This window comes from Oceanicaulis sp. UBA6590 (assembly GCF_002433705.1).
GTDB lineage: Bacteria > Pseudomonadota > Alphaproteobacteria > Caulobacterales > Maricaulaceae > Oceanicaulis.
This window is the reverse complement of sequence record NZ_DJIQ01000043.1, coordinates 34,893-50,912: the sequence shown is the minus strand read 5'-3', so window position 1 is coordinate 50,912 and position 16,020 is coordinate 34,893. Positions and strand designations below refer to the sequence as shown.

The window sequence follows — 16,020 nt, the reverse complement described above, 5'->3', positions numbered from 1 at the left end:
TCAAACTTTTCCTTGGCCATTGTCGTGGACCCTCAAGCTGGAACATGGATTTGCGGCGCTTGCATCAGCCGACGGTCCGACTGCTGAACGATGCGCCAGGGCGATTGCGCGGGGCATAGCGCCCGTTCTCGTCCAAGGCAAGGGAGAAAGCGTCCGGAGCGCAGGCTTCTGCAGATGAAGGCGCCCGCCCACCGCCTCTGCGCCAGCTTTCCAGACTGTTGGAACGAAGGCCCAGCCTCAACCGTTTTACCGGCCAAGGCTGGGATTTGTCTCATGCCGTCATGAAAGGAGAACACCATGCGTATTCTCATCGCTGGCGCGACCGGCCTGACCGGCCGCCATCTGACTCGCAAGATCCAGCAATCGGGCCGCACTCCGGTCGCCCTCGTCCGCAAAAGCTCTGATCTCGGCGCCCTGCCTTCAGGAACGGAGACCCGCACCGCCAACCTCGCCAGCCTGCCTGACGATGTGGCGGAGGGCATGGATGCGGTCATCTTTGCGGCGGGCTCGGGCGGCGACACCCCGGCGGAGCTGACCGACAAGATCGACCGCGATGGCGCCATATCCCTGATCGAGAAGGCCAAGCGCGCCGGAGCGCGCCGCTTCGTCATGCTCAGCTCGGTCGGAACCGACAATCCTGAAGAAGGCCCGGAAGGCCTGCGTCATTATCTGAAGGCCAAGAAGGCGGCAGACGAGCATCTTCAGACCGCGGGCATCGACTTCGCCATCGTGCGTCCGGTCTCCCTCACCAACGATCCCGGAACAGGTTGCGTCGAGGTTTCGCCCGAGCAGGTCAGCGGCTCTGAAATCCCGCGCGAGGATGTCGCCGAGGTGCTGGAACGGTGCGTCAGCGTTTCTGAAGCTTCAGGCGCGGTTTTTCAGCTCAGCCAGGGCAAGGACTCCATCAGCGACGCCATGGCGCATGTGAAAGCGGCCTAGTCCGGCGCGTCCGGGTCGGAGCGCGCCTGGTCGCGCTCCACCCGTACATCCTTGGGCGTCGGCGGCGACCAGCGCCGATCATTCATCGCGCCCAGAACACGCCCGCCTCCGCTCAGCTCATCCTGCTGCCGGGCGAAGACCTCGCGGGCCCGGGTCACGAAGGCCGGGTTCTTGTGGTTGGGAATTTCCGGATCATAGACTTCGGCCATCTCGCGCAGCATCTTGCGGTCTTCCTGAACAAAGGCGCGTGACATCTGTTCAGCGTCGAACGCATGCGCTCCCAGCGCCTCGAAGGCGCTGCGGCCGATCCGGACGCTCGAATCAAATGTTTCCCGGATCATGTCCCGACACCCCACCGCGTACAGGTCATAGACATGTTCGCGCGAGACGGCTCTCGCGATCACGTGAACATGCGGGTGATGCTTGCAGACATGCCGGACCAGCTCGGTGATCTGGTCACGATTGTTCAGGGCCACGATCAGCAATTTCGCCTTTTCGATGCCCGCGGCATGCAGCAGGTCCGGACGCGTGGCGTCGCCAAAGAAGACCTTGAATCCGAACGCCCTCAGCGCCTCAAGCTGGCTGGAGGAATAGTCGAGCACGGTCGTCTCGTGGCCATAGGCGCGCAGCATGCGGTTGACGATGCCGCCCACGCGGCCGTGACCGGCGATGATGATCTCGGCATGGGAATCGATCTCGTCCGCCTCGGCGGGCCGGGTCTGCTTGGCCATGAGGGCGCAGATCCGGTCATAGAGCACGAACAGGCCGGGCGTGAGCAGCATGGAGAGCGCCACCACCAGCAAGAGCTGGCTCGACACCGTCTGCGGCAGGATGCTCTCAGACACGGTCAGCGTGAGCAGAACGAAGCCGAATTCGCCCGCCTGCGCCAATCCCAGCGTGAACAGCCAGCGGTCCGAACCGCCAATGCGGAAGGCAAGGCTGAGAGCAAACAGGATCAGCGCCTTGATCACGATGAGCCCCAGCGTCATCGCCAGCGTGGTCCACAGCTGGTCAGCCAGGAGCTGGAAGTCCACGGCTGCGCCCACAGTGATGAAGAACAGGCCCAGCAACAGGCCGCGAAACGGATCGATATGGCTTTCGAGCTCGTGCCGGTATTCGGAATTGGCAAGCACCACGCCCGCCAGAAACGCGCCCAGCGCCGGAGACAGACCGGCCAGCGTCATCAAGAGGGCGATTCCCACCACCAGCATCAGGGCGGCGGCGGTGAACAGCTCGCGCAGGCGCGCCATGGCGATGAAGCGGAAGAGCGGCCGGGTCAGATAGCTGCCAATGCCCACGACGATCGCGATGGCCGCAAGACTGACCAGCCCCTTCGCCCATCCTGGCAGATGCTCGAACGGCGCGAGATCGCCACCCGCGCCATGCCCGCCGGCCGCGTCGGCGCCATGCGCGCCCGCGCCATGGGAGGCCACGCTCGCGACCAGGTCCGGCGCTGAGAGGAGCGGAAACAGCGCCAGCATGAAAATGACGGCGATGTCCTGAAACAACAGCACGGAGAAACTGCTGCGGCCGCCATCCGAACTCATCAGCCCGCGCTCGGTCAGGGTCTGCAGCACAATGGCGGTCGAGGACAGCGCCAGGATGAAGCCGATCGCCACGCCCTGCCGCCAGGGCAGATCAAGGAACAGGCACACGCCGAACACGACAAGCGCCGTGATCCCGACCTGCAGACCGCCCAGCCCCAGAAGACGTCCGCGCATCTCCCACAGGCGCCGCGGCTCCAGCTCCAGCCCGACAATGAACAGCATCATCACCACTCCGAACTCGGCGAAATGCTGGATGGCGATCACATCCACATGCAAAAGCCCAAGGATCGGGCTCAGCACAATTCCGGCCAGCAGATAGCCCAGCACCGACCCCAGGCCGAGTTTCGACGCGATGGGCACGGCCAGAACGCCGGCGCCCAGAAACAGGGTCGTCAGCAACAGGAAATCACCCATGCCCCGTCTCCCCGTCATTCAGGACCGCGTCGAGCGTTCCGGCTTGCAGAATGTGGACCTCCCGCGCCCGCTCATAGTCGTAATGACCTTCACGCAGACCGATCAGCAGGCGCTTGTAGCCGTCTTCATGCACCTGAAGCCGCTCATCCTCGGCCGCCTTCAGCGCCTCATAGAGCACATAGGGCGGCAGGAAGCGCATCTGGCACAATCGTGCGGTCTGCTCGAGCGGGGTCAGGAAGGTGCGCAGCGGATAGTGCTGGAAGCCTTCGGATGAATACGCGTCTTCCGGCGACGAGGTCGTGATGGCGCAGAGCAGCGCCTTGCCCTTCAGAGCCTCCCCGCCCTCGCCATAGGCGAAGCCGTGCTCGAGTACGAGATCGATCCAGTCTTTCAGGAGCGATGGCGTGGAATACCAGAACAGCGGGAACTGGAAGACGATGACGTCATGCTCCAGCAACCGGTCCTGCTCGGTCTCGATCTCGATATCGTGGCGGGGATAATGCTCGTAAAGGTCGATATAGGTGATGCCCGCCAGATGACTGACTGTCTCCGCCATCCCCAGATTGGCCCGCGAATAGCGGCGTCCGGGATGGGCGAAATAGACCAGTATGCGTGACATGCTTCGCCCCTCTCACCCCGGATGACCCGTTGAGGTCAGCATGCCGCGCTTCGGGTGCAGAGTGCAATCGGGCTGGACGAGTGCCGGGCGCTACTCCCCCACCTCAACGCTGATCCGCTGCTGCGCGCGATCAAGCACGCCCTGGGACAGGCCGGCCCAGAGCGGGCCTTCGAGGCGGGTTTCGATGATCTCGTCCATGGTGGCGCCCGTGGGTTCGAGGTCCTCGATGTAGATGATCATCAGCTCTTCGCGCGGATCATTGGGATCTATGACGTGCTTCATGGTCGCGTTGATGGTTTCCGCCGGCAGGGCATAGCCCGCATCGGCCAGGACAGCCCGCATCATGGCGTTGTCGGAACCGGGCTCGGGCGTATCCCCCTCGCCTTCGCCAAAGCGCGCCCGTACGAAGAATTCGGCTTCTCCAAGCTGACGCCGCTCCAGATCGGACAGGTGAAAGTCATACCCCGCATTGGGCAGGCTTGGCAGATAGGCCTCGAACTGAATCCAGTAGAGCCGGTCGACAATGCGATCCTCGCCTGCCTCCACAAACAGATGCATCTCGGCATCCACCGCATCATGGAGCGCCCAGCGCTGCGCCCCGACATGGACCGCCTCGTCCGGCACGCTGATGCGGGCGTCAGGCTGGTAGGGCGAAGACAGGCTGGCGCCGTCGACCGTGCGCATGGGCGCTGGCCAGGTCCGCGCCTCCAGACACGCCGCTCCGGAGCAGGCATTGAGGACGGCTGTCAGGGCGAGCGTGCAGATAGTCAGGGGCATTCAGAGCGGTCTCCGTCTGGCTGAGGCAAGACCCAGCAGACCCGAGGCAGGCCGCAAACCCTAGTGAAGCATCGGTAATATGAGGCTCGCGCGCAAAGTCGCTGCGCGTTCCAGGGCCGTCAAAGGAAGAAGAAGAATGGAGCGGGTGATGGGAATCGAACCCACGTATGCAGCTTGGAAGGCTGCCGTTCTACCATTGAACTACACCCGCGCCGGGACCGACTTGATAGCGCGGCCCGCCTGCCCTTGTCGAGACGGCACAGGCGGCTGAGTTGCAGATGGAAGTGAGGGGGAAGATTTAGGCTTGCCCAGCCGAAGCTCGCGCAGCGAGCGAAGGATGGTGGAGGGGGCTGGATTCGAACCAGCGTACGCCGAAGCGGGCAGATTTACAGTCTGCTGGATTTAACCACTCTCCCACCCCTCCACAGGGTCCGCATCCGCGGCGACGACTGATTGGGAGCTCAGCCGCCGGGCCATTTCGAGGATCTACCGCATCAACCGATTGCGCCGGAGCGCCAAGGGCTTTAACGAGGCCGCTCCCCGATTTGGAGCGCGGACTATAGTCATGGCTTTTCAACGGCGCAACACCGATAAAAAGGGTTCTGCAGCGCGAAATGCAGCCCGGCGAGACAGCCCCGATCAGGGCTGGATCTGGGGCCGCCATGCGGTCCTGGCCGCCCTGGCTAACCCCAAGCGAAAACACATCTCTTTGCATGTGACGCGCAACGCCGCGACCGAGCTGGACGACACGTTCAGGAAGCTTGCGGACATCGAATTGCCCGGTCAGATCACGTCCCGCCTGCCCGACGGCGCGGTGCACCAGGGCTTTGCCCTGAAGACCAGCGCGCCGCCCGCGGAATCACTCAACGCCGTGCTGGAGCCGACCCACGGTCTTCTGGTGGTGCTCGACCAGATCACCGATCCGCACAATGTGGGGGCCATCCTGCGCTCCTGCGCGGCCTTCGGCGTGCGCGCCGTCATCTGTCAGGACCGCAAATCCCCGCCCTTCTTCGGCGCGCTGTGCAAGACGGCGGTCGGTACTGCGGAGACGATCCCGCAGGTCCAGGTGACCAACATCGCTGACACGCTGATCGCGCTGCAGGAGGCCGGACGTCATGTCATCGGGCTGGCTGGCGAGGCCGAGGCGCGGCTGGGCGACGAGATCGCCGCCCATGCCGGACCGGGTCTGGTGCTGGTTCTGGGCGCTGAAGGGTCGGGTCTGCGCCCGCGTGTGGCCGAGCATTGCTCTTCACTGGCGCGTATTCCCATGGGTCCCAAGGCGGAAAGCCTCAATGTGTCGAACGCGGCGGCGATCGCATTGTATGAGGCGTCCCGCTTTGATCCCCGGATCAATCCGAAACCGGAATGACCTTACCGGCCGGTGGTGAAATCGCCGCCGCCCGAGGTATGGATGCGGCGCTCGCCGGTCACCGTACGGATATAGGCGTCCGACCCGCCGCTGATGCGCAGATCCACATCCTCGGCCGTGCCGCCGAACCACAGATCGGAGGATCCGGCGAGGACGGCTTCCACGCTGATCGCGCGGCCCTGCTCGATTCGGATATCACCGGACCCGCCGCTGGAGACGTTGAGCACGCCATCCATGCTGGCGACCATCAGGTTGGACGAGCCCGAGCTGCGCACATGAACGTCGGACGTTGCGCCGACGCTGAGATCGCCGCTGCCGGATGCTGCGTAATGCACGCCGGACGGAGCATTGCCGATCTCGACATTGCCGGAGCCGGACACGCTGGCGTCCAGGCTGGCCACATGGCCGGCGCGCACATGGCCGGACCCGGAAATGCCGATCTCCATATCGCTGCCCACATCCCCAAGCTCAACATCGCCGGAGCCCGAAACCGCAAGCTCCGCCGTTTCGCCGATATCACGAGCCGTCAGGGCGCCGGAGCCCGACAGCGCGGCCTGCAAGGCGCCGCCAACTTCGCCGATGCGGGCATTGCCCGAGCCGCGAATGGCGAGACGGGCATCATTGTCCACATCACCGGCAGACAGCGACGAGCAGTGCGAGAGTTCGATATCGAGACGGGATGAATCCCCCATTTCAGCCCGCACAATGGACTCACCCAGTTCAATGGCCGCCGGCGCGGGCGTGGTGATGATCAGGACCGGTAGATCATCAAAGGATTTCGCGTCCCGTCGGCTGCGTCCGACACGCTGCTCGCGCCAGCCGCCATAGCACTGCACGCGACGCATGCTCACGCCGCCGTCAATCGCGAGCTCACCGCCCGAATTGCGAATATCCGCCCGGGTTTCCCCGGAGTTTTCAATGCGGGCGTCCAGCGTGGCGCCTTCAACCACGCGAACCGTACCGATGAAATTTTCAATCTCGACAACCGGAGCGCCGCCCGCTTGCATCGCCGTCGCCAGCGCCAGAACCATGACCGTCATATCGACCCTCATTCGTTGAGTTTTATTGTCAGACCGGCTCCGGATGTCCCCCCGATCGCCGACCCTGCCTGCATGCTGAACGAACACACCCCACGACAACATTGCGGCAGTCTAAACTTTTCGCCATGTCGCTCCTGTCGACAGACACCGCGCATCGCGCTTTGATGCGCGTCATGAGACATCACGCCCCCCGCTCCGACCTTTCCACCCATACTGTCGCCAATCAGTCCGAGCCGCTTGTCGGCGTGAACTGGTATGCGGATGACGCCATGCTCAAGAGCGCGCTGTCGCGCAATGGCGCGGATGTGCATGCCGAACGGCTGTCGTCCATGGGCGCCGAGGTCGGATCGGACGGCGTGCAGGACCTGGCCCGTATGGCCAATGAAAACCCGCCCAGATTCAAACCCTTCGACCGGTTCGGTCACCGAATTGACGAAGTGGAGTTCCATCCCGCCTATCACGCGCTGATGGAGCTGGGGCTGGGGCATGGCGTGTCCTCCGCCGCCTGGACGGTGGAACAGGCGCCGCATTCCCTGCATGCGGCCCTGTTGATGCTGATGGGCACGGCTGACGCCGGCGTGTGCTGCCCGCAATCGATGACCTATGCGTGCGTTCCCGCCCTGAGGAAGTCTGACTGGACTGGCCCGTGGATCCAGGGCGTCACGGCGGGGCGGTATGATCCACGCTTCCTGCCGCCGGAAGAGAAGGTCGGGCTTACGCTGGGCATGGCCATGACCGAGAAACAGGGCGGATCCGACGTGCGCGCCAACGCCACTCGGGCGGAAAGTGCGGACGGCGACATCGTCACCCTGACCGGTCATAAATGGTTCTGCTCGGCGCCCATGAGCGACGGGTTCCTGACCCTCGCCTATGAAGGGGATGGGGATGACGCCCAGCTCAGCTGCTTTCTCGTGCCGCGCTGGACCCCGGACGGCGAGCGCAACACGATCGAGATCCAGCGCCTGAAAGACAAGCTCGGCGACAAGTCCAACGCCAGCTCGGAGATTGAATACAAGCAGGCCTGGGCCCGTCGGGTGGGCGAACCCGGCCGCGGCGTCCGCACTATCATCGAGATGGTCAACCATACGCGCCTGGACTGTCTGGCGGGATCGGCGGGCCTTATTCGAAATGGCGCCGCCTATGCCGTCTGGCATGCGGATCGTCGCAGCGCGTTCCAGCGGCGCCTGATCGACCAGCCGCTCATGCGAGAAGTTCTGGCCGAAATGGCCATGGAGGCCGAAGCCGCGCTCGCCCTCGCCTTCCGAGTCGCCGAGAGCTTTGACAAGGCGGACAGCGATCCCAAAGAAGCGGCGTTGGCGCGGCTTCTCACGCCTATCGCAAAATACTGGATCTGCAAGCGGGCGCCCTATCTGACCTATGAGGCGATGGAAGCTCATGGCGGCGCCGGCTATGTGGAAGAGCACCCCCTGCCCCGCATGTTCCGCCAGAGCCCGCTCAATGCGATCTGGGAAGGGTCGGGCAATGTCATTGCGCTCGATGTGCTGCGCGCCCTGGCGCGCGACGAAGCCGCGCGCGATGCGCTGACCGCCGAACTGGCGCCCGCCTATGGCCGTCACCCCGCGCTTGATGCGCGCCTGAACGCCCTGACAAGAATGGCGGCCGGAGGGATTGGCGAAGCGGACGCCCGCCGGTTTGCGGAATGGGCCGCCACCGCGCTGACCGCCAGCACCCTGATACGGGCCGGGCTGGACCCTGCGGCGGACGCCTATATCGGTCGCCGCATTGCGGAAAACCCGACTTCGCTCGGCGCTGGCGAAGCGGCCATTGATCATGAATGGCTGATCAATCGCGCCCGGCTTGCCGTCTAGATCAGGATTTGATCACCGGTTTGGTATCTGAAGGCCCGACGGACGTGACCTGCGGCTTCTTGCCGGTGAGGGTTTCGCCCAGCGCCTCACACTGCTCAATCACCACGATCTCAAAACCGGCAGCCGCTTTCTCTCGGTCGGAATCCGGGAGACGATCCGCTGCGGCTCCCATCAAGGTGACAGCCGCCGCCAGAACATTGATGACCTGCACCACGGCCTTGCCGACAGCCTTGAGCCTGATCCCGATCCGCATGATGACGCTGCCGGCGCGCGCCTCCAGCAGCTCCACGCTCAGCTCATGCTGGCTATCAAATTCGAGCGCGGAAGCGCCGGACCACCGCTCATCTTGAGTGCTCAGCGCCTCATGCAGCCAGGCCTCGAGGCGGGGCCTGATCATCTGACGGAACGTTTCTGCATAAGCTTGCGGATCATCGGTTTGCGCATCGAGACGCACCTCAAGCTCGAGATGCATCTCGAACTCGTCATCTCCGCCCTCGTCCATCCAGAGCCGGTTCCCGCCCCCAGAGCCATTCGATTGCGGTAGAGAATAATCAACCATGTGCGCCCCCATCCACCCGATATGAGAAGTATTTACAACCCAGAATAAAAGAGCAAGACCGTTCGCTCTTCACCTCGAAAGGCCGCGTCCCGGACTCGCGAGCGAAGGCGACTTGCCTGTGCGCATGGAGATCGGCTAACCGCCCTGTTGAACAACTGGAGGGGGAGACGGCATGTCGGCGCTGACGATCGGGCTGATCGCCTACATTATCCTGCAAATGGGCATCGCCTATTGGGCGTCGCGCAAGATCGCCGGGGATTCCGACTATCTGGTCGCGGGCCGGCGCCTCGGCGTTTTCACGCTTGGGGTCTCGCTGTTCGCCACCTGGTTTGGCGGAGAGACCGTGATGGGGGCCAGCGCCGCCATCGCCAATGAAGGTTTGGCCGGCGCGCGCGCCGAACCGGTTGGATACGCGCTGTGTCTGGTCGCGTCCGCCCTCTTCGTGGCCGGCGCCATGCGCGCCAAGGGCTATATGACCCTGGCGGACTTCTTCCGAGACCGCTTCGGCAAGCGCGCCGAGGTCACGGCAGCGCTGGTCGCCATCCCGACTTCCATCATCTGGGCCGCCGCCCAGCTCATCGCTCTCTCCGCCCTTCTGAGCGCAGTGACCGACCTGCCGGTGACAGCCACGCTGCTGGGCGCCGGAACGCTGGTGATCGCCTACACATTGATGGGCGGTCTGTTGGGGGATGTGGTCACCGATCTCGTCCAGACGATCGTGGTTCTGGCGGGGCTTCTGATCATGATGGTGCTGCTGCTGCAGCGCACGGATGGGCTCGCCAATGGCTTAGCCCTGATCGACCCTGCCCAGTATGTCCTCGTGCCGCCCGGAGAAAGCTTGATCGAACGCATCGACGCCTTCGCTATCCCGATCCTGGGCTCCATTGTCGCCCAGGAGATGATTGCACGCTTTTTAGGGGCCAGAACCGCGAAGACAGCCGTTCGCGGCGGTCTTCTGGCCGGCGGCCTGTATCTGTTGTTCGGCGCCTTCCCGCTGGTCTTCGGCCTCATCGGCGCAGGGGCCGGATTTGACCCCGCAGCAGGCGATCTCTACCTGCCGCTCATGGCGGCTGAGCTGATGCCCAGCGCCCTGTTTGTGGTGTTCGTCGGCGCGCTGTTCTCCGCCGTTCTGTCCACTGTGGATTCCGCGCTTCTCGCGGTTTCCGGCCTGGCCAGTGAAAACCTCTATGGGCGGCTGCGCCCCAACGCAAATCCGCAGGAAAAGTTGATCGCCGCACGCGCACTGACCGTTGTCGCCGGTCTCGCCGCCCTGATCGTCGCCTTTTCCGGGGACAGCATTTACGGGCTGGTGGAGCTGGCCAGTTCGCTGGGATCCGCAGGCCTGTTCGTGTCGCTCCTGATCGGTTTGCATTTCCGCTTCGGCGGCGAATGGAGCGCCCTCGCCGCGCTGGCCGCTGGCTTGGTGACGATCTGGCTTGCGGACTTTGTTCTCGTCATCCCCGGCGGGTTTCTGCTGTCGATCACGATGGCCGCCATCGCCTATCTCGGCGTCGGCTTTCTGGCGCCGGGCACAGCGGCTGCAAGCGCCGAATAGACGCCGGGGCGGACTGTGTCCGCCCCGTCGCTTTGTCCCAGGAGATCGGGCCTAGCCCAGAATGCTGAACACCAAAGTGCCAAGCACTGTGCCCAGCGCATAGCCGAGAACGCCCACGAGAACGCCCGGCGTCACAAGATCGCGCCAGCCTTTCGCCGCCGCGAGCGCCGGAGCCGTGGTGGCGCCCAGAATGGCGGCGTTCGACGCGATGATGATCTCGGGCAGGGACAGCTTGCAGAACTTCGCCAGCGTGAAGGCGATCCCGGCGTGGATGGACAGAAGGATCGCGATATAGGCGATGATCATCGGCGCATTGGTGACGAGCTGGACGACGTTGGCGCCCGCCGCGATGGCGGCGAAGAACAGGAAGGCGAACACCACGCCGAGTTCAAACCCGCCATGAAGTTTCGCCATCCGGTTCGGGATTGCGGTGGGTAGTACCAGGGCCAGCACCGTGATGATCACATAGCGCAATTGCGGCTGACCGCTCAGCCGGGTCAGGAAATCGCCAACCGCCACGACGATCAGCGCATAGGCCAGAGTCAGTCCAAGGCTCAGAGGCGTTGCGCGGCCCTCGCTGGCCTCACCGGATTCCTCGACTTCACCCGCCGTATGATCACGCTTGACGAAGCGCTTGGCGATAAAGGCGAAACCGGGAAGGATGGCGAGCACTCCCAGATAGGCGGCGCTGGCCATATTGTCAGCGGCCAGCATGGCCGAAACGATGCCGGGCGCCGTCTCCGCGAGGCCTGTCACATCCGTCAACGCGGCGAAGTTCACCGAGCCGCCCACATAAGACGCGGTCAACGAGGACGCGATGCCGACCTCATGCTCGCCGAGCGGCAAGACGAAAGCGGCGACCAGAGCGCCCACCAGCGTCGCAAACGCCGCGATCAGGAAGGCGCCTGTCATGCGGGTCGTTTCAAAGAAGATGCGCTTGAGGTCCGCCTTCATCAGGAACAGCGGGATCAGCACCGGGACGGCATAGGTGAATACAAAACCGTAGGCGGGCGCATCAAAGGGCAGAAGGCGCAGATTGGACGCCAGAATCGCCAAGAGGATCGTCCAGACCGTGCCGGTCAATAGCGCGCCGAACTTCGTCTTTTCCAGAAGGAAGCCGGCCGCGGCGATGGCGGTCAGGCCCGCCATGACCGCGAGATTGTTGTCTGCGGGGATCAGGGATGCGTCCATGATGGAGTCCTGGGGTTTTAGGCGCCGGGCGGGATCACCGCGTCGGCTTCAATTTCAATGATGAAATCAGGGCCGGCCAGCGCCGCGACCCCGATCATGGAACAGGCCGGCGGAAAGTCGGCGAACACCTTGCGGTGCGCCTGCCCGACCGCCCTCTGCGTTTCAAGGCTCATATCGATCACGAACAGGCGCGTGCGCACCACGTGGCTGATATGGGAGCCCGCCTTCTCCAGCGCTTGCGCGATGATTTCAAGACATCGTGAGGCCTGGGCCCCGGCGTCTCCCGGGGCGAAGGGCTGACCGGCGTCATCCACGGCGACCGTGCCCGCCACGAACACCTGATCGCCCACACGCACGGCGCGTCGATAGGCGACCAGGTCTTCCCAGGGCGCGCCCGTGGTGACGCGTAGACGGTCCCGCCCCGCCTCGCTCATCCCTCCTCGCCCTGCGGCACGCCGTTGGCGAACAGATCGAGCGCAATCGCGACCATGCCTTCAGAGGATACCGTCACGGCGCCTTCGCCATCGGGATAGAAGAAGGGCGAGTGGTTGGCCGGCGGGGTCTCGCCGCGCGCCTGATACTCGTCCCACACGGTCTGCGGAGCGCCGCCGACCCAGAACATGAAGATCGGCACGTCCTCATCGGTGCGGCCATAGCGGGAAAAGTCCTCGCCCCCGGTCACCGGATCCGCCGTCGCGACAGCGTCCTCGCCGAACCGGGCGGCCAGGACGGCGCCGGCCTGATCAGACAGGGCCGGGTCATTGTAGAGCGCCGGCGTATAGGTCTCCTCGACCTCCATCACCGGCATCAGCTCCTCCGGCAGGCCTGCGGCCATCGCCTGACCGCGCGCAATGCGCTCGATCCCGCTGATCAGACGCTCGCGCACCTCATCGGTATAGGAGCGCACGGTGATCTGAAGATGGGCTTCATCGGAGATGATGTTGTGCTTGGTCCCCGCATTGAAGGCGCCGACCGTGACGACCCCGGTTTCAAACGGCGACAATTCGCGGCTGACCAGCGTCTGCAGGTTGGTCACGATCTGGCTGGCCAGCACCACCGGGTCCTTGCCCAGGTGCGGCGACGCGCCATGGGCGCCCACTCCGCGCACATACAGATCGACCGAGTCCACATTCGCCATGGCCCAGCCCGGCGCATAACGGATCACGCCCGCCGGCATATAGCCCCAGGTATGATAGGAGACGACGGCGTCCGGCGTGGGAAAGCGCTCGTACAGGCCATCTGACAGCATGGCGAGGGCGCCCAGCCCCACTTCCTCGGCTGGCTGGCCGATCAGCACCAGCGTGCCGGACCAGTCATCGCGGTTCTGGCTCATATAGCGAGCCGCCGCGACCAGAGAGGTCATATGGGTGTCGTGCGCGCAGGCATGCATGACCGGGAAGGTGTTGCCCATCCGGTCCTCGCCCATCACTTCAGACGCATAATCGACCGGCGTGTCCTCTCGAACAGGCAGACCGTCCATATCGGCGCGCAGCATGATGGTCGGCCCCTCGCCGTTTTCCATCACGGCGACGACGCCTGTGCGACCCACGCCTTCGGTCACCTCGAACCCGGCGTCGCGCAGCTCCTGCGCCAGACGCGCGGCGGTTTCGGTCTCCATGAAGGAGAGTTCCGGGTTTTCGTGGAAATGCTCGTAGAGCGATTGCAGATGATTGTCCCAATCCGCGCTGATGGCGGTGCGCAGATCATCCTGCGCAAGGGACGGTGCGGTCAGCGCCAGCCCAGCGGCGGCGGCCATGAACAAATGACGCATTGTGCGACTCCCCGATTATCTGGGCGGCATTGCAGACCGCCAGCCCGGAGAGGTCAACGCATAAAGGTAAGGCTGCTTGCGACCGCCTAGTCGAACAGGGCGTCCGCCGCGGCCTGGGCGGCGGCGCTGTCATCAATGCCCTCGCCCTCGATACGACCCTGCACCGCCGCGCGAGCCGCCGCCAGCAGGGATTCGATCTCGCTTCCCGCCATGGCGGATGCGCCTGCGAAATCGCCGTCCCGGACCTTGTCCTGCGCGCGTTGCAACTCGACATTCACGGCCGCAACTATGGTTTCCAGATGCGCCTTGAGCGCGTAGTCGACCGCTGCATAGGCCGCGATCACCGTTTCCTTGCCCACATAATTGGTGCGCTCGAAATGCTCCTCATAGCCCACAGGCTCCCAGGCCAGCACGTCTTCGGCGAAATCGGGCATATCGGGCAGCATTTCAAGAAGCATGACCACTTCATTGAAATGGTTGAGATAGTCGGTCGCGAGCCCGGTGTCGGGATGCACGTTGGCGGCTTTCAGCGCGTCCGCTGACAGCACCCCCTCGCCCAAGGTCGCCGCTTCGCTCATGGCTAGCCCCATCGTCCAGTCAGGCGATGACAATGCCAAGTCAGCCTAAACGAAAGACTAACCGTAATGTGGGAATTCAGCGTCGCAGTTCGCCTCTAGCTGGCGCCGCCAAAGCGCTCTGACCATTCGGCCACCTGATCATCCTCGATCTTGGCGAACAGGATATCGGCCGGTTCGAAGCTCCGCCCCGGCTCCAGCGCGGACAGCATCGCCTTTGCATCGCCCGTGGGCCAGTCCTGCGCGCCCTCAAGACCCAGCGCCGCCAGGATCTTGCTCGCAGCCTGAGGAATGACCGGTTGCGCCGCGATGGCGCACAGACGCACCAGATTGATGCCCATGCGCACGCCCAGCGCGGCCTGGTCCTTGTCGGTCTTGAAATGCACCCAGGGCTCGGCCCTGGTCAGGTATTCATTGCCCGCCGCCCACAGGGCGCGGGTCTCGGCTGCGGCCTTGCGGAACTCCATCGCCTCGTAATGGCTGGCGATGTTGGCAAGGCGCGTTGCGACTTCGGTCTCAAGCCAGGCTTCCGCCTCGCCCGGCGTTCCGCCCTCGGGGATGACGCCTTCAAATCGCGAAGCGCCGAATTTGAGAATCCGGTTCACGAAATTGCCCAGAACGTCAGCCAGATCCTTGTTCACGCTCGACTGGAAATGATCCCAGGTGAACTGGGAGTCAGAGCCCTCGGGGCCATAGGCCGTCAGATACCAGCGCCAGTAATCGGCCGGCAGCAATTCGAGCGCCTGATCCATGAAGACGCCGCGCTTGTTGGAGGTGGAGAACTTGCCGCCATACCAGGTCAGCCAGTTGAAGGCTTTCAGCGCATCCACCGTCTTCCACTGCTCTTCAGAGCCCAGAAGCGTCGCGGGGAAGCTGACGGTGTGGAAGGCCACATTGTCCTTGCCCATGAATTCCACATAGCGGACGTCATCAGCGCCCTTGTCGGTGCGCCACCAGCTTTCCCAGTCGCCGCCATTTTGCTCCGCCCATTCCCGGGTTGCGGAGATGTAGCCGATGGGCGCGTCGAACCAGACATAGAAGACCTTGTCTTCAAAGCCTTCGCGCGGCTGGCCGTTCTTGGTGACCGGCACGCCCCATTTCAGGTCGCGCGTGATGGTGCGGTCACGCAGCCCCTCATCAAGCCATTTGTAGGCGATGGACTTGGCGAAGCTCGGCCAGCCGTCAGCCGCATCCACCCAGGCGCGAATGCGCTCCTCCATCACCGTCTGCTTGAGCTGGAGATGCTTGGTGTCGCGCACTTCAAGGTTTTTCGAGCCTGACACCGCCGAATAGGGTTCGATCAGCTCGATCGGATCGAGCAGCTTGCCGCAATTATCGCACTGGTCGCCGCGCGCTTTCTCGAACCCGCAATTGGGACAGGTCCCCTCAACATACCGGTCCGGCAGGAAGCGGCCATCGTCGATGGAATAGACCTGCTGCTCGACGACTTCGGCGATCAGACCATTCTTCTCGAGCGTTTCGGCGAAATGCTGGGTCAGCTCGGCGTTCTGCGGCGAGGAGGTGCGTCCGAAATAATCCCAGCTCAGACCAAACTGCTCGCCGATGGACTTCTGGATCTCGTGCTGCTCGTCGCAATAGGCGCGCACATCCTGACCGGCGGCGGCGGCGGCCAGTTCAGCGGGCGTGCCATGTTCATCGGTGGCGCAGATCGCGAGCACATCATGACCTTGCAGGCGCATGAAGCGCGCATACACATCCGCCGGCAGCATGGATCCGGCCAGATTGCCGAGATGCTTGACGCCGTTGATGTACGGCAGGGCGCTGGTGATGAGAATGCGGGCCATGGGCGGTCACGTCCAACTGATGACAGAGTA

General features: G+C 63.9%; 14 protein-coding genes and 2 tRNA genes. 4 read left to right on the top strand and 12 right to left on the bottom strand.

The window, feature by feature from the left end; all coding sequences use genetic code 11:
• Window positions 1-297: 297 nt before the first annotated feature.
• Entirely contained in the window at window positions 298-939 is a 642-nt protein-coding gene (locus B2Z70_RS09785; protein WP_292982891.1) for an SDR family oxidoreductase, read from the top strand.
• On the opposite strand, the gene B2Z70_RS09780 is transcribed toward B2Z70_RS09785, so the two are convergent.
• The 5 genes from B2Z70_RS09780 to B2Z70_RS09760 form a co-directional block, all read right to left on the bottom strand.
• A complete protein-coding gene (locus tag B2Z70_RS09780) occupies window positions 936-2,900 on the bottom strand; it encodes a cation:proton antiporter domain-containing protein (protein WP_292982889.1) in 1,965 nt (654 codons plus the stop codon). The two genes, B2Z70_RS09785 and B2Z70_RS09780, sit on opposite strands and share 4 nt — an antisense overlap.
• Window positions 2,893-3,519: an NAD(P)H-dependent oxidoreductase gene (locus B2Z70_RS09775; protein WP_292982887.1), complete on the bottom strand. Its 627-nt coding sequence runs from the start codon at window positions 3,517-3,519 to the stop codon at window positions 2,893-2,895. The genes B2Z70_RS09780 and B2Z70_RS09775 overlap by 8 nt, the downstream gene beginning before the upstream one ends.
• Window positions 3,520-3,609: 90 nt before the next feature.
• Window positions 3,610-4,296, bottom strand: a complete 687-nt coding sequence (locus B2Z70_RS09770; protein ID WP_292982885.1) for a hypothetical protein — start codon at window positions 4,294-4,296, stop codon at window positions 3,610-3,612.
• A 137-nt stretch (window positions 4,297-4,433) separates the two neighbouring features.
• A tRNA-Gly gene (locus tag B2Z70_RS09765) sits at window positions 4,434-4,507 on the bottom strand.
• Between the two features lie 127 nt (window positions 4,508-4,634).
• Window positions 4,635-4,720: transfer RNA gene (locus B2Z70_RS09760), tRNA-Tyr, on the bottom strand.
• Between the two features lie 141 nt (window positions 4,721-4,861).
• On the opposite strand from B2Z70_RS09760, the gene B2Z70_RS09755 reads away from it, so the two are divergent.
• The gene (locus tag B2Z70_RS09755) at window positions 4,862-5,665 is read left to right on the top strand and encodes a TrmH family RNA methyltransferase (RefSeq protein WP_083783188.1); all 804 of its coding nucleotides are present in this window, start codon (window positions 4,862-4,864) and stop codon (window positions 5,663-5,665) included.
• Window positions 5,666-5,667: 2 nt separating this feature from the next.
• Here B2Z70_RS09755 and B2Z70_RS09750 read toward each other — a convergent pair whose 3' ends face one another.
• Window positions 5,668-6,705: a GIN domain-containing protein gene (locus tag B2Z70_RS09750; RefSeq protein WP_292982882.1), complete on the bottom strand. Its 1,038-nt coding sequence runs from the start codon at window positions 6,703-6,705 to the stop codon at window positions 5,668-5,670.
• Between the two features lie 173 nt (window positions 6,706-6,878).
• Between B2Z70_RS09750 and B2Z70_RS09745 the strand changes: the two genes are divergently transcribed.
• Window positions 6,879-8,534, top strand: a complete 1,656-nt coding sequence (locus tag B2Z70_RS09745) for an acyl-CoA dehydrogenase family protein (protein WP_292982880.1) — start codon at window positions 6,879-6,881, stop codon at window positions 8,532-8,534.
• A gap of 1 nt (window position 8,535) precedes the next feature.
• On the opposite strand, the gene B2Z70_RS09740 is transcribed toward B2Z70_RS09745, so the two are convergent.
• Window positions 8,536-9,093: a hypothetical protein gene (locus tag B2Z70_RS09740; RefSeq protein ID WP_292982878.1), complete on the bottom strand. Its 558-nt coding sequence runs from the start codon at window positions 9,091-9,093 to the stop codon at window positions 8,536-8,538.
• 172 nt (window positions 9,094-9,265) lie between these two features.
• Here B2Z70_RS09740 and B2Z70_RS09735 point away from each other — a divergent pair, with 172 nt between their 5' ends.
• Window positions 9,266-10,648, top strand: a complete 1,383-nt coding sequence (locus B2Z70_RS09735) for a high affinity choline transporter 1 (RefSeq protein ID WP_292982876.1) — start codon at window positions 9,266-9,268, stop codon at window positions 10,646-10,648.
• A gap of 51 nt (window positions 10,649-10,699) precedes the next feature.
• Here the strand turns inward: B2Z70_RS09735 and B2Z70_RS09730 are convergent, their stop codons facing one another.
• The 5 genes from B2Z70_RS09730 to metG form a co-directional block, all read right to left on the bottom strand.
• A complete protein-coding gene (locus tag B2Z70_RS09730; protein WP_292982874.1) occupies window positions 10,700-11,839 on the bottom strand; it encodes a DUF819 family protein in 1,140 nt (379 codons plus the stop codon).
• 17 nt (window positions 11,840-11,856) lie between these two features.
• Window positions 11,857-12,273, bottom strand: coding sequence for a RidA family protein (locus B2Z70_RS09725; RefSeq protein ID WP_292982872.1), 417 nt, complete (start codon window positions 12,271-12,273; stop codon window positions 11,857-11,859).
• A complete protein-coding gene (locus B2Z70_RS09720) occupies window positions 12,270-13,610 on the bottom strand; it encodes an amidohydrolase (RefSeq protein ID WP_009801181.1) in 1,341 nt (446 codons plus the stop codon). The genes B2Z70_RS09725 and B2Z70_RS09720 overlap by 4 nt, the downstream gene beginning before the upstream one ends.
• Before the next feature lie 86 nt (window positions 13,611-13,696).
• Window positions 13,697-14,188: a hypothetical protein gene (locus B2Z70_RS09715; protein ID WP_009801182.1), complete on the bottom strand. Its 492-nt coding sequence runs from the start codon at window positions 14,186-14,188 to the stop codon at window positions 13,697-13,699.
• 95 nt (window positions 14,189-14,283) lie between these two features.
• Window positions 14,284-15,990 carry a methionine--tRNA ligase gene (gene metG, locus B2Z70_RS09710; protein WP_292982869.1) on the bottom strand — a complete coding sequence of 569 codons (1,707 nt, stop codon included), beginning with the start codon at window positions 15,988-15,990 and terminating at the stop codon, window positions 14,284-14,286.
• Between the last annotated feature and the right edge of the window lie 30 nt (window positions 15,991-16,020).